Genomic DNA, 25,721 nt, shown 5'->3' on the forward strand with positions numbered 1-25,721 from the left:
CTAGAACGTCTGCCGGCCGCGGATGAGGAACTGGACGCCGTCGATTTCCTCTCCGCCGCCTTCGTCCCGGTCCAACGGGACGGCGATATCCAGGTGCAGGACGCGTGTGACCTGGATACGGCTGGAAGTCAGACGCAGACCGATCCCGACATCGTGCAGGACGCCGCTGTTGGGACCGTTATCCTCGCCGGGAAACCATGCCCGTCCCATATCCACGAAGACCGCGCCGCCCAGGCGAAACAATTCGAACGGATGCCAGTTGGAGTAGTAACGACGCTCCAGGGTGAGCAGAAAGCTGCGATCCCCCGTCTGATAACGCAAAGGGTAACCACGCAGGCCGTTATCGCCGCCCAGAGTGAGCTGCAAGTCTGAAGTCAGGCCTTTGCTGTAAGCCAGATTAAGCGCTGCGTACCAGCTGTTCTTACGCTTGGATTCGGTGCGCAGGTAACGGGTTTGCAGACCCAGGACCATATTTTCCATCCGGTCCCCGGAAGGGCTCCAATAAGCGCTCTGATCGAACTGGATATCCGCGAATTGCAGGCGTTCCGCAAGCAGCGCGCGGCTGATTCCGCTTTTCAGCACCCACTGATCCTCGCTGGCGCCGAACGATTCCGACGACCAGCCCAGTCGCGCATATAACTGCAGGCCGGTGGGAATATCCTCGATCTGTTGGATCTGATTGAAGTTGTAGGTCTGGAAGTAAAGGTCCTCACTGTATTGGTAACCGATCCAGGGATAGCTGAGGATACGGTCCTCAGGAAAGGGATCGGGGGGCGTTTCTCCCGCTTCTTCGGAGAAGTCGTAATGGGCGTACTCATAGCCATAAAGCAGACGATGGTCGTTGAAAGCCCCGCCGCCAATGGAATGACCGCTGAACAGGCCGTAACTCTCCAGGCGCTGCTTGAACTCGCTGACGCTATCGCCCCGGTAATAAAGTTTTTGCGTCAGTTGCTCCCGGTTGTAGGCGACGCCGCCGGACCAGTTGGCCCCGACTTTATAGAAGGGCCGTACAAACTGGGCGGCGCGGCGGTAACCGTCGCTGTTTTCCGAAAGCGTTAACTGGGACGTCCAGCGGGAGCCCAGCAGGTTGGGGTCCTGATAATCGACGGTAAAACCGGTGCGGGATTCATCTTTCTTGTGGCTGAACGCCAGACGCTTGCCATACCCCAGAAAGTTCTCGTCGGTCAGGCCCAGTATGGTGGTGTTCTCGCCGCCGCTACGACTGAAGCCCAGCGCAGGCAGTAACGTCCATAAGTCCCGGGTGACCACGGCGACATCCACGACTCGCCCGCACACGCGAAAGGGCCGCACCCAGGCGTTGTACAGGTAGGATTTATCGCGCAGAGCACGCTCGCTTTGCTGCAGGACATGCGGGTCGTAGGGATCGCCGCTTTTGAACAGAAGCTGGTAACGGGCGGCTTCTTCACGGGTGCGGATATGCAAGGCGTTGGCGGTGCGGTAAATCCAGTGATCTTCTTCCGGGTCAGTGGCGTCGAAGATCTCCCGATTGAAGACATAGACTTCGCCAATCTGCGCATTCTCGGGAATGGCTAACCCCAGCTCCTGCCGTAGTTGTTCGCGAGGGTTATCGAAGTCCACCTCGCCGGGTTGGATTTCCGCATACTGACAGCTCAACGCCGCTTCCTGCTCGGCCCAGGTGAGTTCGGCGCAGCAACCCGACGCAAGGGCGACGAGCCAGCGGAATGGTCGGCGAGGGGAGATTGGGCTCATTGCGTATCCATCGAGAGGAAGTCCTGATTAATAAGCAGTTTTTATTTATAAGCTTAGCGGTTTATGCAGCAAGATGGAGCCTCAACTTTATCGTCTGATAACTGAGCGTACTTCTGAATACCGAGCGCACCTTAGAATACTGCACGTTTGTATGATTCACGCCACCACTCCGTTCGCCCTGAGCTGCGTACCCGCTGCGTCTCAATAATCAGGATCAATCGTCCACCCTGACCCTGCGGAAGGGCTGCGCACCCGCTGCGTCTCAACAATCGGAATCAGCCGTTCACCCTGAGCCTGTCGAAGGGCTTCCCAGAGCGTAAAGCCGAATCAGGAGTGGAAACACGCCTATTCCACCGCCGCCAACGCCGCAGAACATTTCTCCCGTAAAAAGTCCCGCAACAAAAGCGCGGCGGGAGTCACCTGTTTCTTCCCTGGACACACCAGATACATGCTGATTTCCGCGCAGGCATACTGGCTCAGGGTGGCGCGCACGCGGCCATGGAGCAGGTCGTCGCTCATGTCGAGCATGGACTTATTGGCCAGACCGACGCCGGCGACGGCCCAGCGGTGGACGGCTTCGGCGTCGTTGCTGATGCGGTCGCCCTTTACGTTGACGCTAATACGCTGGTCGCCGTCGTGAAACCCCCACTGGTCATAGGCGCGCTCATCCACCAGGTACAGCAGGCAGTTATGGTGGCGCAGATCCTGCGGCGTTAATGGATCGCCATGGCGTTCAAAATACGCTGGCGAACCGCAGATGATGCGCCGGGTGTTCACGATATTGAAGGCGACATGGTTGGAGTCCGGCGGCGCGCCATAGCGCAGGGCGATATCCACGTTTTCCCGATTGATGTCCGCCACCCGGTCCGTCAGCTCCAGGCGCAGCACGAGATTGGGGTATTGCGCCTGAAACTCGTCCAGCCAGGGCATCAGCAGATTGCGCCCAAAATCTGAGGACGCGGAGATGCGCAGAGTCCCGCTGATTTCACCTTTCTTCGCCAGTAACTCCCGGCGTCCCGCATCCAGGGCGTTCAGCGCTGCGCGGCAGTGGAGCAGGTAACTCTCTCCCTCGCTGGTAAGGCGCAGGCTGCGGGTGGAGCGCACGAACAGGGCGGTGTCCAGGCTCTGCTCCAGGCGCTTGATGGCGGCGCTGGCGGCGGCGGGGGTCATATCCAGCTCGCGGGCGGCGGCGGTGAGGCTGCCGTGCAAAGCTGTCTGGTGAAAAACGGTAAGGTCGTTGATAGAGGACATTTTCAAAAAATATTTGAAAAAGAAACAACTAATAGGCTGTTTTTCGTTAACAGTCAATGAGAGAGAATGCCTCATCGCCGCATTACGGCCCCGAATTCACCTTCAAAGGAGCACGAACATGAAAGCTATTGGTTATCTGCAAGCGCAGCCTATCGATCATCCGGAATCACTGTTGGACATCACCCTGCCTGACCCGCAGCCTCAAGGCCGCGACCTGTTGGTGGAGATCAAGGCGGTGGCGGTTAACCCGGTAGACGTCAAAGTGCGCAGAAGTTCTTCTGCGGAAGGAGACGCTCACAAGGTGATCGGCTGGGACGCTTCCGGTGTGGTGAAAGCCGTGGGAGATCAGGTCAGCCTGTTCAAGCCCGGCGACGAAGTCTACTACGCAGGCTCTATCGCCCGTCCCGGCACAAACAGCGAACTGCATCTTGTCGATGAGCGCATCGTCGGGCGCAAGCCGTCCAATATCGGCTTTGCGGAAGCGGCAGCGTTACCTTTAACGGCGATCACCGCCTGGGAAATGCTGTTTGAACGTCTGGAGATCGGCAAGCAGGACGATTCAACCGGTCCTGCCCGCTTACTGGTAGTCGGCGCCGCTGGCGGCGTGGGCTCCATCATGCTGCAGTTGGCCCGCAAACTGACTGACGCAGTGATCATCGGCACGGCGTCGCGTCAGGAAACCCGTGATTGGGCGCTGGCCATGGGCGCGCATCATGTCATCGACCATCGCCTTCCTTTGCACGAAGAGTTACAGCGCATCGGCATAGACAGCGTGACTCATGTGGCGAGCCTGACTCATACAGAAAAGCATTACAGCAGCATTGTAGAGGCGCTGGCGCCGCAGGGTCGTCTGGCCTTGATCGACGATCCTTCCACGCCGATCGATATCATGCCTCTGAAGCGCAAGAGCCTGTCTCTGCATTGGGAAATGATGTTTACCCGCTCGCTCTATGAAACCGCGGACATGATTGAACAGCATCGCCTGTTGAATCGTGTGGCGGAGCTGGTTGAGGAAGGCGCAGTGCGCACGACGCTGAAGCAGAATCTGGGCAAGATCAATGCGGAGAATCTGAAGCGCGCCCACAGCCTGATTGAGAGCGACGCCGCCATTGGCAAGATCGTGTTGGAGGGATTCTGACACTTTTGGTCCCTTCGGCGTTTCCGTATTGCAACCGTCCCATGCCCGGCTAAGCCGGGCGTTTCCGCTGTTTTCAGCGGCCTTCCGCAAAGTCCAGTTACTTTATTGCAACGGTTTTGTAAGTCTTGCCTAGGACTTCCCGTGGATTTTCCCGTCTCGAAGCTGGCTTTGATTGTAGTTTCATCTTTTTTATTTTCTTTTAATGTATTGTTTTTAAAAGAGAAATTATTTCAATTGGTTTTCTTTTTCAGATTGCCCGTGTTATTCAGGTTTTCTGGTATGAAACTTGAAAACTTATCAGCAGTTTTTGTTGAACCGTTGTAGCGCCGCAGAATGTAAGAGGAGACGATTAATGCGAAAGGTGACACTTCTTGGTTTTCTGGGCGCTCTGTTATTGACTGGTATGACGCAGGCTTCCGTCATCGGGGAAGCGGAAGAGGCGACTTGGACCCCGTCGCAAATCCAGGCGGGAGAAATGGCTAAGCAAGGTCGCGCTGCAGTGAGTGAACATCGACCGCATGAGCCGCGTCAGGCGCAAGCGTCGAGAGAGGCGGATGACTGGCTGGACGCCTACGTGCAGGAAATGTTTCAGGTGGAGGCGCGGGCGCCGCGTTTCATTGGCGCTGAACCGGTGGTCAAACCGTATTGGTTCACATTGCTGTTGTCAGACGTCGCCTCTATTCGCTGGTTGTTCTCGCATTTGGGCGGCAACCTGTGGGTGATTGATCACAATGGTCCGGTGACCTATGTTCCGCAGCCATCTACTTTGGCGCTGATGGGGTTGGCCGGATTCGCCACGCTGACGGCAGGATTGCGAAATAAGCATAAATATTGTTAAGACTCCGGGGCCCGGATGTGTCACTATAGGGTCCCCTCAAAAAAATTCCGAATTATTAAAGAGTTGCCTGCGCCGGTCCGTTCCGCTCCGTCTTCCTGCGGACGGGCCGGCTTGGGGCTTGTTTTGCTAACGATTCGCCAAGGTTTGGTGTGAAGTATCGGCAATGAAGATTAGGCGAGCCTTCTCGGAAGAGTGTGTTGTATTGAGTGAGATCGCCATGGAAAGCAAGGCGGTCTGGGGCTACTCCCAGGCGTTTATGGACGCCTGCCGCGCGGAATTGACTTATTCCGAAGACTACATGTCCCGACACGCGGTATATACGGCGGTCGCCCGCAGCGGCGAAATCGCCGGTTTCTATTCTTTGCGCGCGCTGTCCCCGGTGTGTACTGAGATGGACGCGTTGTTCGTGCGCCCGGACTATATGCGTCAGGGCGTCGGTCGCGCTCTGATGGAGCATGCGGTGCTGTGGGCCTATCAATCTGGTTATCACCTGATGATGATTCAGGGCGATCCCAACGCCGCTGGGTTCTACGAAACCTTTGGCGCCATTCTGATCGGCTACTCCGACTCCACCCGTTTCCCTGGCCGTAAGCTGCCTTTGTTCCAGATTGCGTTGATCGATCAGGTCTCTGCAATCAGCGCGTCTTTGTAATCCCTTCGTAACCGTTTCCCGCGCCTTTGTGTCGTTATTGGCCTTCTATGTGATTATTTTTTGAACTGTGTCACAAAAAGGACTAATTTATAAGACATCACCAAGAGTCTCTATCAGTGGCGAATTGTCTGACGCCTGACAGGCGACGATGTGTTCCTGAACGGCGCCGACGCGACAATAACAATATAAAGGCTGAGGATTATGGAAACTCTCAATGCTGTCATCACCATCGCCAGCGTGTTGCTGGTGTTGAGCGGCGTCGCTTTGTTCTTCGGGGGCAAGCTCGCCAATCATGGCGCGGAAGCGCGGCAGACGGGCATCTACGCGAACTTCAACGCGCCCACCGTGGTTTTGTTGCTGGCGGGCGTCGGGATGGCGCTAGCTCCACGACTGACCAACAACACTCAATATGGCTTCAACCAGTTACCGGCGCCGGCGGCGGGGATTGAGAGCATGTCCGACGCCTCCAACAAAATCGCCGGCGTGGCGCAGTCGGAAAGTCAGCCGCAGGTTTCCATTCAAGCGAAAACGTCGTTATTAACGGCGGGCGGTTATGAACTCATGAGTTATTCCCGCGACAACAAACAAATGCATCTTGTGGGCGGAATGGATCTATACGCGCTCAAGGTCGACCAATACCAGATCTTCGTGGAACTCAACGCTTACGACGACCAGGGCCTGCGTGATATCTACACTGGCAGCGGCCTGCTGTATTTTGACGGTTCCAACTGGATGCTGGATATGGAAGGCGGTGTCGGGCCGGCCATGTTGACGCAGCAGGAAACGCCTGTGAAGGTCACCAGGGAAGGAGATTTTATCGTGCTGGCCTATGAGACGGACGGGCGCTCTTACCAGTTGATCTGGCTGCAGGATTAAGCGCCCGCGCGGCGTTCACCAACGCCCGAACATGTGAAAAGCGGAGGGGCTGCCAATAGGCGCGCTGAAGTCGCCATGTTTGCAGTCCCGCACCAGCGTTTCGAATTGCTGATGATTCATATGAATCAGATCCCGATGATCACCCGCCTCCAGATACAGGTCCGCTGAACGCAGCAGCTCGTCGTCGACGATCGTTTCCATCTGATAGGCCAGCCCGACGGCGGGAATGGCGCCGAGGGAACAATCGTCGAACAGGGAAGACAGGGACTTCTCATCCGCCAGCTTCAAGCCTCGCTGCACGAGAGAGCCCAGCTTTCTCATCTGCACTTTGTTGATAGCGGGAAGCACCGCCATCAGATGGCGGCCTTCATGATCCTCCATCACCACGGCCTTGGCCATGTTCTTAAAAGGCACATGGGCGGCGATGGCGGTCTGTACCGCGCCTTCGCTATAAACATGGTGGGTGACGTCATAGGAGATCTGTTGATTGTTGAGGTACTGTCTGACTCGGTAGGCAATAGACATTTTCTCGCCCTCCTACATCTTTTTAACGCACAGGCAGCGCCTGACTGAGCAGGCGCAGGCGGATAAATAGTGAGAAAGCTATTTGTCCGCCGGATTCATAAATTATAGCTCTTAAGGCTTTGACTTGATCGCTTTTTGTACTTGCCGAGCGTTTGGATCTGGCCTGGACGCGAAATCTGGCGCTGGTCCGGATATTGCTGTAAGCCCCCTTTGATTCAACCTGCGCCAGCGCCGGCGATCCCGGCATCGACGCGGCGGCGTATTGAGCGATCCTCACATACATACAGGAGCAGTAGATGTCCGTGCAGTGGCGTAAAGGTCTGGCAATCGTTGAGGGCTGCGCCCTCGTAGCCTTAGGGCTGGTTTTTCTCAACAGTTCGCATTTGCTGGTCAGCGGCGTCGCCGGGTGGGCGCTGATCATCGAACACTGGATTCCCCTGAGTTTCGGCGGCTTGTTTTTTCTGCTGAATTGCCCCTTCTTTGTGCTTTCGTGGCTTACCTTGGGGCGCGCCTTCACCTTTAAGTCATTGGCGGCTATCGCTTTTGTCAGTCTGTTGAGCGATGCGCTGATGGCGTCGATTGCATTACAGGCCACGCCACAATGGTTGGCGGCGTTGATCGCTGGCGGCCTGATTGGCGCGGGGCTGACCTGGATCATGCGTCACGGCGCTTCCCTGGGCGGGGTGAATATTGTCGCGGTCTGGGCGGAGCACCGCTATGACCTGCAGGCGGGGCAGACCCTGTTTGCAGCGGACTGCCTGGTCGCTCTCGTCGGCGCCTGGGTGTTCAATGGCTGGGAGCTGTTGTGGTCCCTGATGGGATTTGTGGTGCTGAGCTGGGTGGTGGGGCGTTATCACAAGCGGGATCAGCTGCGGAGAGTGGAAGCTGAAGAGTGCGAATCGTCTCGTGTCGAGCTGGGAGTTAGATGATTCTTGCAATCTTGATTGTATAAACGATGTTCAAGTATTAGGTCTTAGAGTCTAGATTGGCGATGATGTTTTAGACCGTAAAGATGATAAAAAGCCGCTTTCCCCTTTAATTTTCAGGGCTCTGAGCCTGGGGTGGTGGCGTTGCAGGCGCAGAAAAGCTATTATCGGCGGCCCATTAACCGCAACAACACTAGTATTTTGTCCCTATGAACGCCAACACGGACGTATACTTCCGAGAATCCGATGACAAATCCTTCGCCGAGCGGGTGATCCGCGAGAGTATGGCGGAGTACTTCAACAAGTATGAAGTGGAGTGGACGCCGGAGCGGGTTTCGAAATACTGGGGCGACCACGAAAATTACGATATTTTTTATCGTGAAGAGAAAGTCGGGGTGTTGCGTCTGGCGTTTGACGAAGAAGCCTGCATCGTGCGCGACATGCATGTACTGCCCGCCTACCGCAATCTCGGCGTTGGCAGTCAGGCCATCCAAAGAGCATTCACCGCCGCCTGGGTGCGCGAATTGCCCAGCGTCCGCCTGAAAACCTTCGTCTGTAATCCATCAAAAAACCTGTACCGTCGTCATGGCTTCGCCCTGATCGACAGGAAAGACAATCTGATTTTGATGGAAAAAAAGGTCGACTAAGTGATTAATCCGGCAGGCGCGTACATGCGCCTGTTGCTCACAGACTTCCCTCCGCCTGCTCATCCAGCTCCAATATCAGTGCTTCCATACGCTCCCGATAATCCCCTGGCTCCCGCCAGAGCCCACGCTGCATCGCTTCCAATAGACGTTCCGCCATTTCCTGCAACGCCTGTGGATTGTATTCGCGCATAAAGGCCTGGTTGGCGGCGTCGAAGGCGAGGGCGTCGCTGACATGGGCGTATTGGTAGTCGTCCACTAGCCCTGTGGTGGCGTCATAGGCGAACAGGTAGTCAACGCTGGCGGCCATTTCGAAAGCGCCTTTGTAAGAGTGTCGCTGCATGGCGGCTATCCATTTGGGATTGGTCACCCGTGAGCGAATGACTCGGTTAAGCTCCTCTTTCAGCGTGCGTATTTTCGGCGCGGCGGGGTTGCTGTGATCGTTGAGATAGACGCTGGGGGCATCGCCCCGCAGCACGCTGACCGCGTTGGTCATGCCGCCCTGGAATTGGTAGTAATCGTCGGAATCCAGGATGTCGTGCTCCCGGTTATCCTGATTTTGCATCACCACTTCCAACTGGCCGAGGCGGTAGCTGAACGCGCCAAAGGCCTCTTCTCCCGTCTCTTTTTGTCCGTAAGCGTAACCGCCCCATTGCACGTAGGCGCGGGCGAGGTCGTTTGGCGTTTCCCAGCAACGCTCGTCGATCAGGCCTTGAAGTCCGGCTCCGTATGCGCCGGGTTTGCTGCCAAAGACGCGGAACCCGGCCTGTCGTCTGGCTTCTTGAGCTGACGCGCCGGCGGCGGTCAGTTGCGCCTCTCGTTCCCGGATATGGCGCTGAATGAGATTGCTGTCGCCGGGCTCCTCCAGCTCCGCCAGTTTTTGCACGGCGGCGTCGAACAGTTTGATGACATTGGGGAACGCGTCGCGAAAGAAACCGGACACCCGTAGCGTCACGTCCACGCGGGGGCGGTTCAGATAGAACGCCGGTATGATTTCGAAATCCACCACGCGATGAGAGCCGGGCGCCCACACCGGTTTAACGCCCATCAGGGCGAAGGCTTGTGCGATATCGTCGCCGCCGGTGCGCATGGTGGCAGTGCCCCAGACCGACAGCCCGATTTGCCTGGGATAATCGCCATGCTCTTGCAGGTGGCGCAGCACCACTTGCTCCGCCGACGCCTGACCCAGCTCCCAGGCGGTTTTGGACGGAATCGCGCGGCTGTCCACGGCATAGAAATTACGTCCAGTAGGGAGCGTATCCAGACGTCCGCGGGTGGGCGCGCCGCTGGGGCCGGGTGGCACGAAGCGTCCCGCCAGCGCGCGCAGACTGTGTTGAATCTCGTTGTCGGCGCTACGCTGCAATGCAGGCTTCAGTACGGTTTGCAGATAGGCGAGCAGGGCTGAGGCGCCGGGCAGGCTGTCCCGCAGCGCGGTTATCGGCGCATCACTCAGAACATATTGCTCAACCAGTTGTTGCGCATAAATCTCCAGACGTTCCCGCGTATGCTGTTCCGTCCGCCAGACTGATTCCAGCAGCACGGCCAGAGGCTGCGGCCGTGCGCCCAGCCAGAGGCGGGTTTGCGGTTGCAGGGGATCGAATGGGTCATCGCCGTTGACGGACATCTGCATATCCGCCGCCAGCGCATGCAACAGGCCTCGATCATCAGGCTGCTCGCCACGAGGCAGTCGCACCAGCGCCGTCAGAGTATCGCGCATCTGTGCAGGTTCTGGCAGTTCCCCCAGGCAATGCAGACCATCGCGGATCTGCGCCTCTTTGATGTCGCAGAGGTAGGTGTCCAGTTCCTGCAGCACGGCGTCGTCGTCCGGTTCCGCGCCTGCTTGCGACAGCTCCGCCAGCACGTTGGCGCTGCGGGCTTTCTGCAGAATTTCACGGCGCAGGTGATTCTCTCGACGTGCATCCAAGCCCATGGCCTGATAATACTCGTCCACCATACGCTCCAGCTCCGCCAGTTCGCCATAGACTTCCGCCCGGGTCATGGGCGGCATCAAATGGTCGATGATCACCGCCTGGGCGCGGCGCTTGGCCTGCGCGCCTTCGCCGGGATCATTGACGATAAAAGGATAGATATGCGGCATGGGGCCAAGGGCGATGTCCGGCCAGCACTGCTCCGACAGGGCCACTCCCTTGCCCGGCAGCCATTCCAGATTGCCGTGTTTGCCCACATGCATGATGGCGTCAACTTCGTAGGCGTGGCGCAGCCAGAAGTAGAAGGCCAGATAGCTGTGAGGCGGGATCAGGTCGGGATCGTGATAGTTAGCAGCGAGATCCATGTTATAGCCCCGCGCAGGCTGAATGCCGACGAAGGTTTCCCCCAGGCGGACGCCGGACAGCATCAACCTGCCGGCGCGACATTTCGGATCTTGCTGCGGCGCGCCCCAGCGCTCCAGTACAGCCTGTCGACAGCTCTCCGGCAGGCGATTGAAGCAGGCTTCGTAATCCGCCAGGGCCATGCTTTGATGGCAAGGCAGCAGCTCAAGGGTATCTGGATTATTGGTGATGGATGACTGCAACAGTTCGATCAGCGCCGCGGAGTTTTCGGGAATATCCGACACTGGGTATCCCGCCATCTGCAGACCGCGCAGCAGGTTTAACGTGGAGCGCGGCGTATCCAGGCCGACGCCGTTGCCGATGCGGCCGTCCCGGGTGGGGTAGTTGGCCAGCACCAAGGCGATACGTTTGTGGGCGTTGGGCTTGGCGCTCAGTCGACTCCAGCGCAGCGCCAGTTCGGCGACGAAGCGGGCGCGCTCTTCCTGTAACGCGTAGCGCACCACATTCAGCTGACAGCGTTCGCTGTAGTGATCGGAGTCTTTGAATCCCACTGCGCGGGTGATGACCCGGCCGTCCAGTTCCGGCAGGGCGATATGCATGGCGATATCCCGGGAACGCAGGCCGCCGCTTTGCTCGCGCCAGTCCGCCTCACTGCTGGAAGCCAGAATCACCTGCAAAATAGGGATGTCGACACTCAGTGGATGGGTATAGTCAGTGGGCGTTGATGAGAGAGATGCGTTGCCGGTGTTTTGCAGCGCGAAAGCGGTGGTGTTGAGAATCACTGTAGCCGCGCTGCGCTGGCACAGCAGGTCCACAGTTTCCAGACAGGCGGCCTCTTTCAGGGAGGCTACCGCCAGCGGCAGCGGGTTCAAACCCTGTTCCTGCAGTACGCGAATCAGTCCGTCGAACATGGCGGTGTTGGCTTCCTGCAGGTGGCTGCGATAGAACAGCAGCAGCGCGGTGGGCTGGTCTGGACGCCAGTCCTTGCGCCAATCTTCGAGAGTGGCGTCGGCGATGTGTTGATGATAGATCAGCGTGCGCGGAATAACCTGCGGCTCAAGCCAAGGCAGGTTCCAATCGAAAAAAGTGGTCGCAAGATAGCGAAACAGCTGTTCACTGTTGCCGCGTCCGCCTTCCCGCAAATAGCGCCAGACGCGATGAGCGCAGGCGGCGTCGACGTTGCCGCCGTTCAGCAGTTGCTGGTCTTCGCTGTCATCGCCAGGAACCAGAATCAATGTGCGTCCGGGACGCCGCGCCCAGTCCTTCAGTTGCTCCAGTCCATAGGGCCAATAAGACGCGCCGCCAAGCAGCGACAGCACCACGACTTTGGCGTGGTCCAGCACCTGGTCCCGATAGAGGTCGAACGCCGCTGGTTTGCTCAGGTGCATCCAGTTGGCGAGCCGCAGGCTGGGATAATCATCCGGCAGCGTCTCCGCCACTTGGGCGAGCAGCGCAAGCGCGCCGTCCGCCGCAGTGAGAATCACCAGATCCGCTGGCGTTTGCTGCAGATCGACGATGCCTTCGCCGTCATTGAAACCGCCCGGTTGCGCCGCCAGCAGATGCATGGACTTAGACTTCCGCCGCGCTCAGGGCGTCACGTAGAGCGGAGGCGTCAATGCCCTGACCGATAAACACCAGACGGGTTTTACGGTCTTCGTCAGCGCCCCACAGGCGGTCGAAATAATGGGCGATGCGGTCGCCCACTGCCTGCACTACCTGACGCATGGGCTTATCGCCGTTGGCGACGAAGCCTTTGACCCGGTAGATCGTATTGGCGCTGATGAGGTCGCGGGTTATCGCCAGGAGCTTGTCGCTGTCCACGGCGCCTAGCGTAATGACGCAGGAGTCAAAATCGTCGTGGGCGTGGCGGTGGTGATGACCGTGGTCATGGTGATGATCATGATGAGTGTGGATGGCTTCGATGCGCTCTTCCGTCGCAGCTTCCAGGCCAATCAGCACTTGCGAATCCACCTCGCCGTTGGCGACGAACAGGGTTTTTACCCGCTCCGGCAGCTTCGCCTGCACCTGTTGCAGCGCCTGCGCGCGGGCGTCTTCGTCGAGACAGTCGCTCTTACTGATAACCACCAGATCGGCTGAACTGAGTTGGTCGTCCAGCAGTTCCCGCAGGCTGGGGTTGTGATCCAGACTGTCGTCCGCCTGGCGCTGTTGCTCCACCCGTTCCGGATCGTGAGCGAAGCGGCCTGCCGCCACAGCCGGGCCGTCCACCACGGTAATAACTGCGTCCACGGTGCAGAACTGCTTGATGTCCGGCCAGTTGAACGCCTGCACCAGCGGCTTGGGCAGCGCCAGACCGGAGGTTTCAATCAGGATATGGTCAATCTGATCGCGGCGCTCCACCAGCTTCTGCATCACGGGCAGAAATTCTTCTTCCACCGTGCAACAAATACAGCCGTTGGCGAGTTCATAAATGCCGGAATCCGTTTGCGTGGCGGCGTTGTCGTCGCAATCCAGAGGACAATTGCGCAGCAGGTCGGCGTCGATATCCAGCTCGCCGAACTCATTGACGATCACTGCGATGCGTTTGCCGTTGGCTTGTTTCAAAAGATTGGACAGCAGGGTGGTCTTACCGCTGCCAAGAAATCCGGTGACGACAGTGGCGGGAATTTTATTCAGTTGCACGTTGGGGCCTCTTGCAGTGTTCCTTAAGATGCGGCGGCGCGTACTCCTGCGCCTCGATTAATGAGTCGCATTCTGCGCCAAATCTCCCGGATTTTCATCCTCTTAGAGTGGGTGAACGCAGATCGCCAGGGGAATAAAAGCGTATGGAGACAAGCCGGATAGCGGGTAGATTTCACGGCGCGCCATTCCCTCGCGCCCAGTGAATGACGACCGGCGTGGCGGGCGCGTATTGACTTTACCGCCGGAGATTTACATCTTTAGCAGACTTAACCTTGCAAGCGTTAAGCGTCGAAAGGACCTGCCTGAAAAGGATGTGATGTGAACGCTACTGCTATTGTCCGTATTCTCTGCACTCCGTTGGCCTGGGTGGCCGGCGTCCTCTATGGCGCGTTGTTGGCGCTAATCTACTACAACCTGCGCGTCGAGTGGGGATGTGATCCTGAAATGTATGGCGGCGGGGATTGTCTGGCGGAAGGTTGGGACGCCTGGCCGGGTCAGGTAAGGTTTGTCTGCGCCGGACTGGTGGGCGCTTGTGCGGTTGTCGCCGCGACCTTTATTGCACCCGCCTGGAAGCGCTGCGCTTCGGCGGCAGCCAGCGTGGCGGGGGGAGGCTTGATGTATCTGTTGCTGGGCATTTACGCGTTAGCCGGCGCTCTGGCGTGCGGCGCGATTGCCGGCGTGATCTACGACGCCTTGTCCCGACGCAATAAGGCGCCTAAGTGAAAGAATATTCCCGTTTGTGGGAGAGCCCCCGCGTGCAGGGCGTAGAGTTGCTTTCCGCCGCGTTTAACCGTTTCTCATTCAGCAAACACTGGCATGACCAGCTTGCCGTGGGCGTTATTCTGCAAGGCGCTGAGGGACTGGATTATCGGGGCGGCAAAGTGGTGATTCCCCGTGGCCAGATCGTCGCCATTAATCCTGCGGAGCCGCATACTGGCTTCGCCGCCAGCGATGGCGGCTGGCGCTATCGCATGTTCTATTTCGAAGAAGCCCTGCTGCGGGAAACGCTGCGTGAGCATCGCAATGGTTTCTCGCCCTTTCTGCGGGGTCCGGTAATTGATGATCCGGTTGTCTTTTCGTTGTTGCTGGAACTGCATCAGGCGTTGGAGACGGAGAGTTTTTCTCTGGCTCAGGATTCATTGCTGACCGCGGCGCTGCATCAGCTTTTCCAGCACCATGGCGATGGCGGCGAACTAGAGACGAGGCGCGTTCAGGATCTGCAAGGTTGTCTGCGGATTCGCGATTACCTGCATGACCACTGGCGTCGCAATGTCGCCCTGGAAGAGTTGGCGGGGCTGACCGGCATGAGCCGCTTCCAGTTGATTCGCGCCTTCAAGCAACGCTTTGCGCTGACCCCTCATCAATTTCTGATATTGCTGAAAACCCGTGAAGCCAAACGGATGTTGGAGGCCGGTATGGAGCCGCTGACGGCGGCTTTGGAATGCGGTTTCTTCGATCAAAGTCATCTGCATCGCAATTTCAAGCGAGTGTATGGCGTGACCCCCGGCAGTTTCGCCAAACGCAATTTCGTACAAGAACCCTTCTCTCCTTCCGTCATAGATTAGCGCCTGTTGTTGGTCGCCTCTGCGAGACTGTAGGCGGCTTTGGAGTCAATGCAGGAAGTAAATCTATGTCGTTAAGTTTTATCGTGGCCTGGCTGGCCGTCATGTTCCCCCTGGTTTTCAGTCCCGGCCCCGCCAATGTGGTGTTCGCCGCATCCGGCGCGCAGTTGGGCGTTAAGCGCTCATTGCCCTTGATGGCGGGAATCGATCTGGTGTTTCTTCTTAAATCATTGCTGGTGGGGTTTGGCCTGGGAGCGGTGATGCAGGAGTATCCGCAAAGCTACGCCATTCTGCGCACCGCGGGCGCCTGTTATCTGTTTTATCTGGGTTACTGCTTTTTCCGCCCTGCGCTGTCTGGAGAGCCGGCCGCCCCCAAAATCCTTGGCTTCAAAGATGGCCTGATCATCCAACTGCTCAACGCCAAAGGGTGGGTGATGGTGGTCCTGATGTTCTCCTTGTTTGGCGCTCAGGGAGAAGAGGCGACGGCGCGGGCGCTATGGCTGGCGGCGATGCTGGCCTGTCTTAATATCTGTACTCATCTTGCCTGGATCGCTGCTGGCGCGGTGCTGGTGAAGCGCCTGACTGGTGGTCTTGGCCAGCATGTTCAGGCGGTTTTGTTCGGCGGCGGCTTGATCGTTGTCGGCGTCTGGTTACTCCTGGGTTGACCTACCCTATCTTGCACCCGGCTTCGGCCGGGCTTTTTTATTTGCTCTCTTTGATTGGGAGTTTTTAATTTCCCACGACGGGTTTTCGTCACTTTCATCGCTTTCATTTCTTTGGCGCGCGATGGGCGTCGTCCTCCATTGCTTCCAGCGCCAACCTTTTCATGCATAGAGTTTTGGAGCAGATAATGGAAGAAGTATATAAAACCCCGGAATCCTCCCTTATTGACGGCCGCAATAGCCGCAAACCCGTTGGTGATTACCGCCTATATAAGTTGCCCGCAGTAGGGCTGGCGACGTTCTTCGGCACTATTCTGGCCGGCGGCATTATCCTTTCTTACAACTTCAAGCAGCTTGGCCGTGAAGATATGGCCCGCAATGCTTTGGTGTTCTCTCTCCTGGCGTTAGTGGTGATCTTTGGATTGGCGTTCTTTGTGCCGGATATTCCTGGCGTCAACGTGGTGTTCACCGTCGTACAGTTGGTGGCGATGATGCAGATCGCCAAGAAGTACCAGGGAGATGATGTTGAACATCATATGGCGAACGGCGGCGCCATGATCTCGAATTGGGCGGCGTTTGGTATTTCGCTGCTGGTGTTGGTTGTCGTGATTGGTTTGTTGTTTGGCGTTGGCATGTTGCTGCCGTATTGATCAAATAAAACTGGTTCGAAATATAAAAGAACGCCCGGGATTAGCCGGGCGTTTTTGTTTTAAAGACTGGCGGGCTGCAGTGTGAACTGGCGTCTGCGATGCAGGGCGGCGAACGCCAGCATCAGACCTGCCAGTCCCAGCAGCAGCCACTCTTCAGGCTCAGGAACCGGAGATGCGCTGAACATGTCCATCGGGGCGCTGAAAGCTTCTTGTCCGGTCTCTACCTCTCGATCAAAACGATCCGCCTTTTGCTCCGCTTCCTCCAGCGCTTTTTTCTGACGCTCTTCCACCAGTACGATCATGGACGAGTAGTCCGTCACCATATGTTCGGCTTTGGCGATCGCGTGCAATTGATCCAGCACCTGGACATCGGAGGTGTCGCGGGTCTGCGCCAGATATTCCAGCCAGCGGCGCGCGGCGATAGCTGAGAAGAAGTCCTCCCCGCTTTGCGCGCTGTTATTCTCCGCCTCGGCGCTGGTGTTTTCATCCATGTACCAAAGGTAGTGAGGGGTGATGGCGAACAAGCCGTCTTCTGCTCGCCCTTGTCGGAACTGGTGGGCGATGATCGCCTCCTCTAGCGACTGGGTGACGCCGCCATGGCTCTGCTTGAGCAAGTCCAGTGTCTGGTCGTGGTAGGCGTAAGCCAGAGCGCCGCCCAGGTGAACCAGCCATACCGGCGGCATCTGGGTGGCTTTGAATGAGACCTGGGACTCCTGTTCATAGCTGCCGGCGTCGGTCAGCAGCATCACCGCCTCATAATCCTGCTTTGCGTTTCTGCGCCAGTCGGCTAACTGGTTCATGGGCAGACTGTCGCCATAAAACTCTTCGGCTGCCGGCAGGGTTTTGATGGGCTGGCAGCGCGTATGGCACAGAAAAATTTCGTGGGCGATATCGAGCTGTTGTAGTTGCTTCAACGCTGCCGCTACATTTTCCGTCTGCTCGCCCATGCTGTAGGAGCCGTCGATAAGAATGGCGTAAGGCGTTTTTGATGCTTGGATATCCCATTGCGCATCAGCGCCGGTGCGGGGAACGGCGCGAACGCGCTGGCCAGCGACGACGGCGTCATGCTGCTTGCGCGGGACGACCGCTGACACCGGTGCAGTAGTGGGGAGCCATGCATCCTCTTCAGTGCGAATTGGCTGGCCGTTCAGGGTGCGTTGAGTTTGATCGCTCCAATAGGCGTTGCGCTTTTCCAACAGCTGAGGCAATGGCCAGGCGCCTTGGTCGTCCATGGTTGTTTTGTATTCCACCGTTAAATACATGGGTTTGACCTCGTAGTCCGTACCCAGTCGCAGGCCCATGGAGCGATTGTATTTGGCGCTACGAGGCGGAACGGGAAAGGCGCGCAAACGATATTGACGGGGGCCGACCTGTTCCAGCAAAGAGGGGTCGATGCGTCGGCTCACTTCGTCGTTGTAAACCTGTTGCGCTGCGCCGCGAGGCGCCACAGCGTAGACAAACTTGTCCAGATCCGTCGCATCGTCGCTCAGCCATAGGCCCGTTAGCGCGGCTTCTTCCGGAAGACTGAAATGGAACGTGACCTCATGATTGTTGTAGGTCTGGTTCTCCAGGGTTTGCACTATGCGAATGCGCGCGCTGTCGTCTTGCGGCTCAATCGTGATCGCCATGTTGGTGACTAATACATGCCGGTTTAGCACATCCACCAGTCCGGCAGCGGGGCTGCCTTGGTCGAAGGTGGCTTTGAGGGCGTTTAGAATCGCCTCCGGTTCTCCTTTTTCGATGGGCTGATCAAAGAACTTCTGATAATAACGGGCGGCGCGCTCTTTATCCTCGTGGAAGTAGGCTCCATCGTAAAGAAAGGGCGTCGCCAAAAAGTCGAAGACGGCTTGTGATACTTTCGCCAAAGCATGGTCCGCATTGTCAAAAGCGCCCAGGTAAGCGTTATACACGGCGCTGTTTCTTTCGGTAGTGGATAGATAACGATAGGGCGCCAGATAGGCGTTGATCAGCCCTTTGCGCAAGGCGTCGTGTTCTTCTCGCGGAATACTGGGGATCGTTTCGCCAGGTCTGAATTGCTGGTCCAGGAACGCCATGCGTTCAAAGGTATCTTGCTGCGGCTGCTGGTTCAGGACGGCGAACAGGATGGCGTTTACCCCCAGTATTCCCGCTGCAATGGCGCTGGCTTTGGCGCGTCCAAGACTGGCGTCCGCAATGCGCCATTCACGCAGAAACTCCCGGATGTAAAGGAAAATCAGCACAAAGGGGAGCGCCAGAAAGACCACGCAAGTCGACAGGCCACATATCAGCGCTACCAGGAAGAGTAGATAGTTAAAAATATCACCCAGGTGGCTTAGTTTGATCTCTCCCAATAATTCGAAGAAGCCTGCGGTGGCGGGAATAAAGAACGGCGCGAGCAGCAGTGCGCAATACAGGCCAGTCAACAGCATGGTCATGGCGAGACTGAGTCGCAGCCACATGGGGAAACGAGTGTGGAGGCCGCCCCACAGACAGGCGAGATAGGCGAATAGGGCGACCAGTATATTGATCAGCACGTGCGTGACGCCCGGATTGAGCTCGCGCAGCAGGAACATTGTGCTCAGCATGATAAAGATGATGGGCATTTCCACGCCGTAAAACAGTTTGACCAGCGCGGTGGGATTTTTCCGGAAACGCGTGAAACCCAGACCGATACAGAGCGCCGGTATCGCCACCAACAGGGTGGCGAACAATGCGGTGAACCCGCTGTGCAGCCCGATGACGGCGCCGGTGATCGCGGGCATGGTGAAGTGGGGAATGATCAGGACGCCCGCAAGCACGGCGTAGGTCAGGTTCCAGAACCAGAACAGGAGGTAGCAGCAGACCGCTATCCACACAGGTAACTTCTTATTTTCCATTGTCGCTCCGTTCAGCGCCGGAAGTCTCAGCTCCGGTCAGGATGTGTTGAACATGTTGGCGCAGTAAAGCTGTCGCCTGCGCCGCAAGGTCGGGGGTAATCATGCTGTTCCAGGCGATGGAGACCATCACCCAGGATTGTTCCGGTTCACGCCAGGCGGAAAAAACGCGGGAGGAATAATCCGCGGTTTGCCTGTCGGCGGACTGGAACCAATAAAATGCGGAGCGGGCGCCTTGGTCGAGGCGCAGATATTTAATCTCGCTTTGGTCCGGCAGCACCCAGGTTTTCTCATCATCAATGCTGACGCCCTGGGATCGATAGCAATTACGGGGATCGTGCTGGGCTTTCCAGTAGCGGCTGTGCACCAGAATCAAACTGCCCTGCATGTCCCGCCAGGAAAACAGGTATTTGCGGGCAGTGGCGGCGTTGCGATCAAAAAAGCCGGCTTCTATGTCGGATAAGGGAGCCGCCTGCGCGGCGAACTGTGGCGGCGCCGGCAGGTCGACCGATGCGTCCGCCAGCGTCTGTTTCGGGTGCGGTGTATAGCCGAACAGCGCCAGAACCAGGAGAGCGGCAATGGCGAGTTCCCCGTTACGACGCCAAACCGATGGCTCCGTCGAGGCTGATCCAGAGAAACGGGAGAAAGATGATGGCGCATTGTTCTGGTCCGCCTGAGGACGCGATGGCGCCAAGGTCAGGGCGAGCCAGGCCAAGGCGCAGGACAGCACAAATCCCAACGCGCCGAGGGCTGTATGAATGTGATCCGCAACCTGCGGCGCATCCAGCGCCAGATCTGTATACACCAGGGCGGTAATGCGCAGCGCGTTGAAGAATATCAGTGCGCTGAGAAACAGCATCAGGACGGCAAGCCAGCGCCAGGACAGCGCCTTGCGCTCCAACCAGGTGAGCAGCAGGAAAAAGATCATACCCGCCCAGATTCCTTTCAAGCCGCTGCAGGCCAGATCCACCACCGCCGCTTTGTTTTCAATCAGGATGATGGACTCATTGGACATGGGAGGAACGCCCAACGCAGAGAGTAAGTCGCCAGCCAGATCGGCGCACAGCAGGCGCAGAGGAAAGCCAAGATAAATATCCAGATAACCTTCAAAGGGAAGTGCGAATATCAACAGTGCGCAGGGGATCAACGCGCTGCGCCAGAGACTGGGCGCGACATACAGGCCCAGCAGGCCGTAACTGGCGGTTGTCATTAGCGTGGCGGAGAAGATATGAATGCCGGTGACGTACTCGTTGAGTAGATAAGCAAAACAGCTGGTCGTCAGCAGGGCGAAGGGAAGCATGCGCCATTGAAACGCCAGCCCATGGCCAGAAGATGTTTTTCTCCTGTAAGCATGGATCGCTACGCCGACCAGTAAAAGACAGGCGAGGACATGGAACTCGTTTTCCGGCGTCAGCATCTGGTTTCCTATCCAGGCTAGGACAGGGCTGAACAGCCATAGGAAAAGGGTGGCGATAATCACGCGAACGCCAATACGATAAAGCGGCGGACTAAACAGGGATGTTCCGGACAATGCGTTTGGCGGCATGCGTATCTGAAGGTCAGGATAGAGATATCAGTGAGGCATTATCTCTACTTAATCGGGCGAAAACCTAGCGGAAAAATGACGAATTATGGCGACGCCTGGCCTCAGAACCAGTTTGTGTTTTGAAAGTAGGCGCCGAACTGATCGAACAGGCCGACGATGATGGCGTAGCGGGCGCCTTTGCCGGCGAAAGTGAGGAAAACAAAGATGGGCAGACGTATACGCATGAGGCCGGCGATGAAGGTCAGTGCGTCGCCGAACAGAGGCGCCCAGGCCATGAGCAGGGACCACACGCCATAACGTTGAAACCAGCCCTGCGCGGGCCCCAGGTTTTTCTCCTTGAAGGGAAACCAGCGCCGGTCCTTGAAGTGCAGAAGATAACGCCCCAACGCCCAATTAACGACGGAGCCAAGAGTATTGCCGACCGTGGCGAACACCCACAACAACGCCGGATCGTAGCCAGCGGTGAGCAGGCCGGCGAGCATGATTTCGGAATAGGCGGGCACCAGCGTCGCCGCCAGAAAGGCGATGAAAAACAGGCTGAAGTAAGCTTCCACTGCGAGCGCCTATTGGGAGTACACGCTGACTTCGATCAGGTTAAGGTCCGGATCGTTGAAATAGACGGAAGTAATCGCACCCATGGCGCCGCTTTTGGTGACGGGGCCTTCCACGATATCGACCTGTTCCGCCTGCAGATGGGCGATGACGTCTTCCAGTTTCCACTGGGTGATTAAACACAAGTCTCCAGAGCCGACGCCCGCGCGATTACGGGTTTCCTGTCCCAGGGTCTGCAGATTGATTTTCTGCATGCCGAATTTCAATGCGCGGCGTCCCGCGGCGAAGGTGACAGGCTCCATATGCAGGACGCGCTGATAAAACGCAACAGAACGCTCGATATCCGCAACGGTGAGGACAATATGGTCGATATGGCTGATCATCCGAAAAATATCCCGTTTTAAGAATTTTCAGAATCTATATGCTGGATTTGTGAAATCGGTGAGTCAATCTTTTGAGGACAAAAGAATTCTGGCTCTTACCAATTTTGTGGAAGGGAGTATAATCGATCTCCTAATCGTCGTTCGGACCGGGAAGGGCCGACGGCAAAGTTGCGCGGGAAAGGCCTCTGCGCCTCCCGCAGTGAAATCAGGAATAAGGCTAAGGAAGCACGCGCGACCAAAGCCGCAAGTTAAACATGGAAAGGGAGAGATCATGCAGTCAGGAGAAAGAACTACCGGCATGGTGAAATGGTTTAATAACGCAAAGGGATACGGTTTCATTGAAAGCGCCGAAGGCGATGTGTTTGTACATTACAGCGCCATCAGAAAAGACGGCTATAAAACGCTGCGCGCAGGCAGTCATGTGGAGTACGAAGTGCAGCATTCATCCAAGGGCCTCTTCGCGCAGGAGGTTAGCAGCTCGGAGTAAGTTAGCGGACTAACTTCTATATTTGCCCGGATAAAGAAAGGGGGAGCCAGATGCTCCCCCTTGTCGTTTCTGGCTTTCACTGATTAACCCGCCTGAGTGCGTTATTTAAGTGAAAGCAAGAATGCGCGCATGGTTATTTGCGGAAGCATCTCCGCATGCCCAGTCCCAATAGTCCTGTCATGAACAACGCCAGCACGGAAGATTCGCTGACAGGCGTCGGCGGCTCAATACGCAGGCTGGTGGTGATATTGAAGTTGGACTGAGTGGTGTGACGCTCGGCGAAAAAGATATCGAGATCGTAAACGGTGTCTTCCGCCAAGCCCAGCCCCAGTAAATCAGAGCCGCTGAAATGGCCATTGGTCGGGCCGTGTACGCCGCCCAGATCCATCACCAGTTTGCCGTCGATAAACACCCACAGGTCGTCATCACCGGTGAAGTCAAACATATCCATCTCTTTGAAGGAGGTTTTGCCTTCCAGGTGCATGGCGAAGTGATAGTTGTGGCTGCGTCCTTCATTGCCGGACAACTCGCCATCGATAGGGAAGAATGTGGAATCGCTGTACGAGTACATGCCGCTTCCGTTGTCCGCCAGATTCAATTCCACGGATTTGGAACCATGGGAATCGCTCCACCAATTATCGAAGCTGGCTGCGCTTTGCACGCCGCCGTAGCCGCCCGTACCAATGTAATCAGGTAGTCCGTCTGAGCCCAACGTGGAAGCCAGCATACCTCGTGAAAGGCCGCTGATGGCGTCTTCGAAGTCGGCTTCAGAGGCGACGTGATCGTAAATGGTTCCGGTCAGCAGGTAGGCTTGTGCGGCTCCGCTTAGAGAAAGCGCCAGAGTGGCTGCGATAAGGGTTGGATACTTACTCGGCTTCATGCCTTTATCTCCTTTCTGTCATTTATCAACATCAATGTTGCTGACTTCCGTCAACGAAGCGGAGTACAGCACAAACTAGGCCGAAAAGCCTAAATGGGTGTAAATCCAACGGTCTGTTACATATAGGAGAAAGGCGAAAGGAGACGAGTTGTAAAATATCTCGACTCTCTTCGCCGCAAGATTAGCTAATTCTGTAAATGCCTGGAGAATAACGCTTTTTAGTCTCGGTTCGGCGCGCCGAGAGGGAAGTTTTTGCGATAGGGGCGCGCTTCCTCCACGGCTCTGGCGAAGGAAGGACGCGTCAGCAGACGCTGCCTGTATGCAATCAAACTGGTGTTTTCGGGCGGAATTGCATATGACCAATCAGCGTAAAAGAGAGCGGGCGCAGCGGCGCAATCCGCCAGGGTGAACGAATTCCCGGTCGCCCACTCACAACCCGCCAGGGCGGTATTCAGCCACGCGTAAGCTTTGTCCAGCTTTTGCTTCGCCTCCGCAACGCCTTGCAGGTCGTGAGCGCCTTCTTCCCGCATATGGTCATATACCAGCTTCTGCATCGGCGTCATGACATAGTTATCAAAAAAGCGATCCATCATGCGCACGGGCAGGGCGGCTTTGGGATCTTTGGGTATCAATGGCGCAGGCCCTGGGTAATACAGATCCAGATGCTCAATGATCACACTCGACTCCACCACAGTTTTCCCCTGATCCACTAACACTGGGAACTGCTTCATCGTCCACAGAGCTTCAAGCCGACGCCACGCCTCCACATCGTCGTGAGCGACCAGACAGAACTCAAACGGCGTCTGGTTTTCATAAAGCGCGGTCAACACTTTCTGGCAGTAGGAAGAAAAAGGATGCGCGTAAAACTGGAGTGACATAATCGATTCCCTGGTAATAAACGTGTGGCTCAAACCGCCGTAAAAAGTCGGCGAAGTATAAATCCTTGTCGTTTGAGCTTAGCTGGAATCGACAGTGTGCCTTAGAATGGGTGTGAAATTGCGTACGCTTATACTTCAACCTATGGAGGAACCAAGGCTCTGCCCTGATAGGATTAACAGGGCCCGCATTGGAGAAGGAATAATGAGTAAATACATACGAATACTTTTTCTATTCACGTCCATAGGCAACGTTGGAGCCTGTCAGGCTAATGGGCATCGTGCGGATCTCTCCATTGAGCGGTTCCAGTTTTCCAATAAATTGGAGGCATGTCTTGAACTTAAGCCGGCGAAGGTTCAAGAAGACGACGACCGCATTACACTGCTTGCGGATGTCGCGCTGCATGACAGCATTGCCTCCTGTACCTGTATGAGTGCGCTTATTAACTATCAGGTGGTAGATGAGTTTGAGGTGGATGGCGTCAAGATTGAGAATGAACTGTTACGGGCATTTAAAAACACAGCGCTAATCCAGGAAAAACATTTAAGCTTCATTATCTCAACTGAACCTGATTATGAGTTTAAAGGGCATGTCTCAGTTCGAGTCAGTTGTCGACCTGCACTGTAATTTGCACCCGGAGCGCCAAATTCTGGCGAGTTACCCCTTCACAATCAAACAAGCCCCACTCCCCACAAGTACCGCGCCTGCGGTGGTTTTGGTCGCGCTCGCCATGGGGCTGTTAATAAATCTCGCGGTTATCTTTTGCGCCAGGCGGGCGTAGAGGAGCTTTACGCCGCCGACGGTCATGACGGTGATCGCTATGATGGCGGTTATGTCCGGCGCAGTCAGTGATGACATGTCCACGAAGACAGGGAACAGGCTTGAGTAAAACAATATGGCTTTGACATCTCCCAGCGTCAGCAACAAACCTGCGCTGAAACTGGTCGTCAGGCGAGATTTTGAAGACGCTGTAAACCTAAAGTCGAGGGCCGATCGCGAGCGGATCAGGCTGAGTCCAAACCAGATCAAATAGGCGCCCGCCAGGTAGCGGATGACCAGAAAAAGCCCTCCCAGGGTGTCCGCCAGGGCCGTCATGCCCAGAATCGCCAGACAGACGAATATCAAATCGCCACACACCACGCCTGCCGCCACCGCGGCGCCATGAGCAAAGCCGGACACGGATGAACGAGCGACCACCAGCGCCACGCTGGAGCTGGGAATCGCCGCCAGGGCGAGCATGATCAGGCTCAGACTGAGTGCGTTGAGCGCGTCCACAAGGTTTAATCTTCTCTGCTTGCAACGGAAAATGATTTAAGGAAAAGAATAGCCGAATCCTCCCTTGACCTGTCTATAACTTCATACCTCAAAGTAGCTTTCGTCGGCTGCGCAGCTGTACGTTTTTCACTGAACTATCGGGAGAGGAATCATGAGCGATACTGTGATGAATAAAGCGCAATGGGTGGAAGTTCTGCGGGCGGCGGGTTTGGATGAGGATGCAATGCGGCGCTGGCATCGGGAGTTCGAAGCCCGTTATCCGCAGGCGCATCAAAGCCTGTTGGAATGGTTGGGGATTTCCGCGGAGGAAATAAACCGCATCCGGGCCCTGTAGGATACTGACTATTAATCCGGCATCGATATAGGCATTCTATGCCGCATATTTGATGCTTGGGTGGTTAAAGTATTTTTTCACCCTCGAAGGCTTCTTTTGCAACATACACATATGGGATCGAACTTTCTTTTTGAGATCCCCTTTCTTTCG

At 56.5% G+C, this 25,721-nt stretch carries 25 protein-coding genes; 13 read left to right on the forward strand and 12 right to left on the reverse strand.

Going from position 1 to position 25,721, the window contains the following annotated elements:
* Positions 1 to 1,731, reverse strand: coding sequence for a BamA/TamA family outer membrane protein (locus tag KP814_RS24930; protein ID WP_216739324.1), 1,731 nt, complete (start codon positions 1,729 to 1,731; stop codon positions 1 to 3).
* Between the two features lie 345 nt (positions 1,732 to 2,076).
* On the reverse strand, positions 2,077 to 2,982 hold the full coding sequence (locus tag KP814_RS24935; protein ID WP_216739325.1) for a LysR family transcriptional regulator: 906 nt from the start codon (positions 2,980 to 2,982) through the stop codon (positions 2,077 to 2,079).
* A 118-nt stretch (positions 2,983 to 3,100) separates the two neighbouring features.
* Here KP814_RS24935 and KP814_RS24940 point away from each other — a divergent pair, with 118 nt between their 5' ends.
* From KP814_RS24940 to KP814_RS24955, 4 genes are all read left to right on the forward strand, one after another.
* Positions 3,101 to 4,120, forward strand: coding sequence for a zinc-binding alcohol dehydrogenase family protein (locus tag KP814_RS24940; RefSeq protein ID WP_216739326.1), 1,020 nt, complete (start codon positions 3,101 to 3,103; stop codon positions 4,118 to 4,120).
* Positions 4,121 to 4,472: 352 nt separating this feature from the next.
* On the forward strand, positions 4,473 to 4,958 hold the full coding sequence (locus tag KP814_RS24945; RefSeq protein ID WP_216739327.1) for a hypothetical protein: 486 nt from the start codon (positions 4,473 to 4,475) through the stop codon (positions 4,956 to 4,958).
* Positions 4,959 to 5,121: 163 nt separating this feature from the next.
* Positions 5,122 to 5,610 (forward strand): GNAT family N-acetyltransferase, encoded by a 489-nt coding sequence (locus KP814_RS24950; RefSeq protein WP_216739328.1) that lies wholly within the window; start codon positions 5,122 to 5,124, stop codon positions 5,608 to 5,610.
* 201 nt (positions 5,611 to 5,811) lie between these two features.
* On the forward strand, positions 5,812 to 6,486 hold the full coding sequence (locus tag KP814_RS24955) for a hypothetical protein (protein ID WP_216739329.1): 675 nt from the start codon (positions 5,812 to 5,814) through the stop codon (positions 6,484 to 6,486).
* A 15-nt stretch (positions 6,487 to 6,501) separates the two neighbouring features.
* Here KP814_RS24955 and KP814_RS24960 read toward each other — a convergent pair whose 3' ends face one another.
* Positions 6,502 to 7,011, reverse strand: coding sequence for an aminoacyl-tRNA deacylase (locus tag KP814_RS24960; protein WP_216739330.1), 510 nt, complete (start codon positions 7,009 to 7,011; stop codon positions 6,502 to 6,504).
* Positions 7,012 to 7,307: 296 nt separating this feature from the next.
* Here KP814_RS24960 and KP814_RS24965 point away from each other — a divergent pair, with 296 nt between their 5' ends.
* Both KP814_RS24965 and KP814_RS24970 read left to right on the forward strand, forming a co-directional pair.
* Positions 7,308 to 7,940: a YitT family protein gene (locus KP814_RS24965; protein ID WP_216739331.1), complete on the forward strand. Its 633-nt coding sequence runs from the start codon at positions 7,308 to 7,310 to the stop codon at positions 7,938 to 7,940.
* A gap of 206 nt (positions 7,941 to 8,146) precedes the next feature.
* The gene (locus KP814_RS24970) at positions 8,147 to 8,584 is read left to right on the forward strand and encodes an N-acetyltransferase (RefSeq protein WP_216739332.1); all 438 of its coding nucleotides are present in this window, start codon (positions 8,147 to 8,149) and stop codon (positions 8,582 to 8,584) included.
* Positions 8,585 to 8,621: 37 nt separating this feature from the next.
* Here KP814_RS24970 and cobN read toward each other — a convergent pair whose 3' ends face one another.
* Positions 8,622 to 12,437 carry a cobaltochelatase subunit CobN gene (gene cobN / locus KP814_RS24975; RefSeq protein WP_216739333.1) on the reverse strand — a complete coding sequence of 1,272 codons (3,816 nt, stop codon included), beginning with the start codon at positions 12,435 to 12,437 and terminating at the stop codon, positions 8,622 to 8,624.
* Positions 12,438 to 12,441: 4 nt separating this feature from the next.
* On the reverse strand, positions 12,442 to 13,512 hold the full coding sequence (cobW, locus tag KP814_RS24980; RefSeq protein ID WP_216739334.1) for a cobalamin biosynthesis protein CobW: 1,071 nt from the start codon (positions 13,510 to 13,512) through the stop codon (positions 12,442 to 12,444).
* 318 nt (positions 13,513 to 13,830) lie between these two features.
* Between cobW and KP814_RS24985 the strand changes: the two genes are divergently transcribed.
* From KP814_RS24985 to KP814_RS25000, 4 genes are all read left to right on the forward strand, one after another.
* On the forward strand, positions 13,831 to 14,235 hold the full coding sequence (locus tag KP814_RS24985) for a hypothetical protein (RefSeq protein WP_216739335.1): 405 nt from the start codon (positions 13,831 to 13,833) through the stop codon (positions 14,233 to 14,235).
* The gene (locus KP814_RS24990) at positions 14,232 to 15,077 is read left to right on the forward strand and encodes an AraC family transcriptional regulator (protein ID WP_371824091.1); all 846 of its coding nucleotides are present in this window, start codon (positions 14,232 to 14,234) and stop codon (positions 15,075 to 15,077) included. Before KP814_RS24985 ends, KP814_RS24990 begins: the two co-directional genes overlap by 4 nt.
* Positions 15,078 to 15,142: 65 nt before the next feature.
* A complete protein-coding gene (locus KP814_RS24995) occupies positions 15,143 to 15,739 on the forward strand; it encodes a LysE family translocator (RefSeq protein WP_216739336.1) in 597 nt (198 codons plus the stop codon).
* A 185-nt stretch (positions 15,740 to 15,924) separates the two neighbouring features.
* A complete protein-coding gene (locus KP814_RS25000) occupies positions 15,925 to 16,386 on the forward strand; it encodes a hypothetical protein (protein ID WP_216739337.1) in 462 nt (153 codons plus the stop codon).
* 59 nt (positions 16,387 to 16,445) lie between these two features.
* Here the strand turns inward: KP814_RS25000 and KP814_RS25005 are convergent, their stop codons facing one another.
* The 4 genes from KP814_RS25005 to KP814_RS25020 form a co-directional block, all read right to left on the reverse strand.
* Complete coding sequence (locus KP814_RS25005) at positions 16,446 to 19,241, reverse strand: TIGR02921 family PEP-CTERM protein (RefSeq protein WP_216739338.1); 2,796 nt, start codon at positions 19,239 to 19,241, stop codon at positions 16,446 to 16,448.
* Positions 19,231 to 20,784 (reverse strand): exosortase O, encoded by a 1,554-nt coding sequence (xrtO, locus tag KP814_RS25010; protein WP_256446120.1) that lies wholly within the window; start codon positions 20,782 to 20,784, stop codon positions 19,231 to 19,233. The genes KP814_RS25005 and xrtO overlap by 11 nt, the downstream gene beginning before the upstream one ends.
* 101 nt (positions 20,785 to 20,885) lie before the next feature.
* Positions 20,886 to 21,338, reverse strand: coding sequence for a YqaA family protein (locus KP814_RS25015; RefSeq protein WP_216739340.1), 453 nt, complete (start codon positions 21,336 to 21,338; stop codon positions 20,886 to 20,888).
* Positions 21,339 to 21,347: 9 nt separating this feature from the next.
* A complete protein-coding gene (locus KP814_RS25020; protein ID WP_216739341.1) occupies positions 21,348 to 21,719 on the reverse strand; it encodes a VOC family protein in 372 nt (123 codons plus the stop codon).
* A gap of 271 nt (positions 21,720 to 21,990) precedes the next feature.
* Between KP814_RS25020 and KP814_RS25025 the strand changes: the two genes are divergently transcribed.
* A complete protein-coding gene (locus KP814_RS25025) occupies positions 21,991 to 22,206 on the forward strand; it encodes a cold shock domain-containing protein (RefSeq protein ID WP_127973940.1) in 216 nt (71 codons plus the stop codon).
* Between the two features lie 133 nt (positions 22,207 to 22,339).
* Here the strand turns inward: KP814_RS25025 and KP814_RS25030 are convergent, their stop codons facing one another.
* A complete protein-coding gene (locus KP814_RS25030; RefSeq protein ID WP_216739342.1) occupies positions 22,340 to 23,086 on the reverse strand; it encodes a fibro-slime domain-containing protein in 747 nt (248 codons plus the stop codon).
* A gap of 218 nt (positions 23,087 to 23,304) precedes the next feature.
* Positions 23,305 to 23,964 carry a glutathione S-transferase family protein gene (locus KP814_RS25035; protein WP_216739343.1) on the reverse strand — a complete coding sequence of 220 codons (660 nt, stop codon included), beginning with the start codon at positions 23,962 to 23,964 and terminating at the stop codon, positions 23,305 to 23,307.
* 202 nt (positions 23,965 to 24,166) lie between these two features.
* Here KP814_RS25035 and KP814_RS25040 point away from each other — a divergent pair, with 202 nt between their 5' ends.
* The gene (locus KP814_RS25040; protein ID WP_216739344.1) at positions 24,167 to 24,589 is read left to right on the forward strand and encodes a DUF2195 family protein; all 423 of its coding nucleotides are present in this window, start codon (positions 24,167 to 24,169) and stop codon (positions 24,587 to 24,589) included.
* 30 nt (positions 24,590 to 24,619) lie between these two features.
* Here the strand turns inward: KP814_RS25040 and KP814_RS25045 are convergent, their stop codons facing one another.
* The gene (locus KP814_RS25045; protein ID WP_371824092.1) at positions 24,620 to 25,237 is read right to left on the reverse strand and encodes a LysE family translocator; all 618 of its coding nucleotides are present in this window, start codon (positions 25,235 to 25,237) and stop codon (positions 24,620 to 24,622) included.
* A gap of 151 nt (positions 25,238 to 25,388) precedes the next feature.
* On the opposite strand from KP814_RS25045, the gene KP814_RS25050 reads away from it, so the two are divergent.
* A complete protein-coding gene (locus KP814_RS25050; protein ID WP_216739345.1) occupies positions 25,389 to 25,571 on the forward strand; it encodes a hypothetical protein in 183 nt (60 codons plus the stop codon).
* The last annotated feature ends 150 nt before the right edge of the window (positions 25,572 to 25,721 follow it).

This window comes from Hahella sp. HN01 (assembly GCF_018986435.1).
Classification (GTDB): Bacteria; Pseudomonadota; Gammaproteobacteria; order Pseudomonadales; family Oleiphilaceae; genus Hahella.

Bases quoted from the DNA above. Each gene is read 5' to 3' on its own strand.
- KP814_RS24930 (WP_216739324.1), bottom strand. From the start codon at position 1,731: ATGAGCCCAATCTCCCCTCGCCGACCATTCCGCTGGCTCGTCGCCCTT.
- KP814_RS24935 (WP_216739325.1), bottom strand. From the start codon at position 2,982: ATGTCCTCTATCAACGACCTTACCGTTTTTCACCAGACAGCTTTGCAC.
- KP814_RS24940 (WP_216739326.1), top strand. From the start codon at position 3,101: ATGAAAGCTATTGGTTATCTGCAAGCGCAGCCTATCGATCATCCGGAA.
- KP814_RS24945 (WP_216739327.1), top strand. From the start codon at position 4,473: ATGCGAAAGGTGACACTTCTTGGTTTTCTGGGCGCTCTGTTATTGACT.
- KP814_RS24950 (WP_216739328.1), top strand. From the start codon at position 5,122: ATGAAGATTAGGCGAGCCTTCTCGGAAGAGTGTGTTGTATTGAGTGAG.
- KP814_RS24955 (WP_216739329.1), top strand. From the start codon at position 5,812: ATGGAAACTCTCAATGCTGTCATCACCATCGCCAGCGTGTTGCTGGTG.
- KP814_RS24960 (WP_216739330.1), bottom strand. From the start codon at position 7,011: ATGTCTATTGCCTACCGAGTCAGACAGTACCTCAACAATCAACAGATC.
- KP814_RS24965 (WP_216739331.1), top strand. From the start codon at position 7,308: ATGTCCGTGCAGTGGCGTAAAGGTCTGGCAATCGTTGAGGGCTGCGCC.
- KP814_RS24970 (WP_216739332.1), top strand. From the start codon at position 8,147: ATGAACGCCAACACGGACGTATACTTCCGAGAATCCGATGACAAATCC.
- cobN (WP_216739333.1), bottom strand. From the start codon at position 12,437: ATGCATCTGCTGGCGGCGCAACCGGGCGGTTTCAATGACGGCGAAGGC.
- KP814_RS24995 (WP_216739336.1), top strand. From the start codon at position 15,143: ATGTCGTTAAGTTTTATCGTGGCCTGGCTGGCCGTCATGTTCCCCCTG.
- KP814_RS25000 (WP_216739337.1), top strand. From the start codon at position 15,925: ATGGAAGAAGTATATAAAACCCCGGAATCCTCCCTTATTGACGGCCGC.
- KP814_RS25005 (WP_216739338.1), bottom strand. From the start codon at position 19,241: ATGGAAAATAAGAAGTTACCTGTGTGGATAGCGGTCTGCTGCTACCTC.
- xrtO (WP_256446120.1), bottom strand. From the start codon at position 20,784: ATGCCGCCAAACGCATTGTCCGGAACATCCCTGTTTAGTCCGCCGCTT.
- KP814_RS25020 (WP_216739341.1), bottom strand. From the start codon at position 21,719: ATGATCAGCCATATCGACCATATTGTCCTCACCGTTGCGGATATCGAG.
- KP814_RS25025 (WP_127973940.1), top strand. From the start codon at position 21,991: ATGCAGTCAGGAGAAAGAACTACCGGCATGGTGAAATGGTTTAATAAC.
- KP814_RS25030 (WP_216739342.1), bottom strand. From the start codon at position 23,086: ATGAAGCCGAGTAAGTATCCAACCCTTATCGCAGCCACTCTGGCGCTT.
- KP814_RS25035 (WP_216739343.1), bottom strand. From the start codon at position 23,964: ATGTCACTCCAGTTTTACGCGCATCCTTTTTCTTCCTACTGCCAGAAA.
- KP814_RS25040 (WP_216739344.1), top strand. From the start codon at position 24,167: ATGAGTAAATACATACGAATACTTTTTCTATTCACGTCCATAGGCAAC.
- KP814_RS25050 (WP_216739345.1), top strand. From the start codon at position 25,389: ATGAGCGATACTGTGATGAATAAAGCGCAATGGGTGGAAGTTCTGCGG.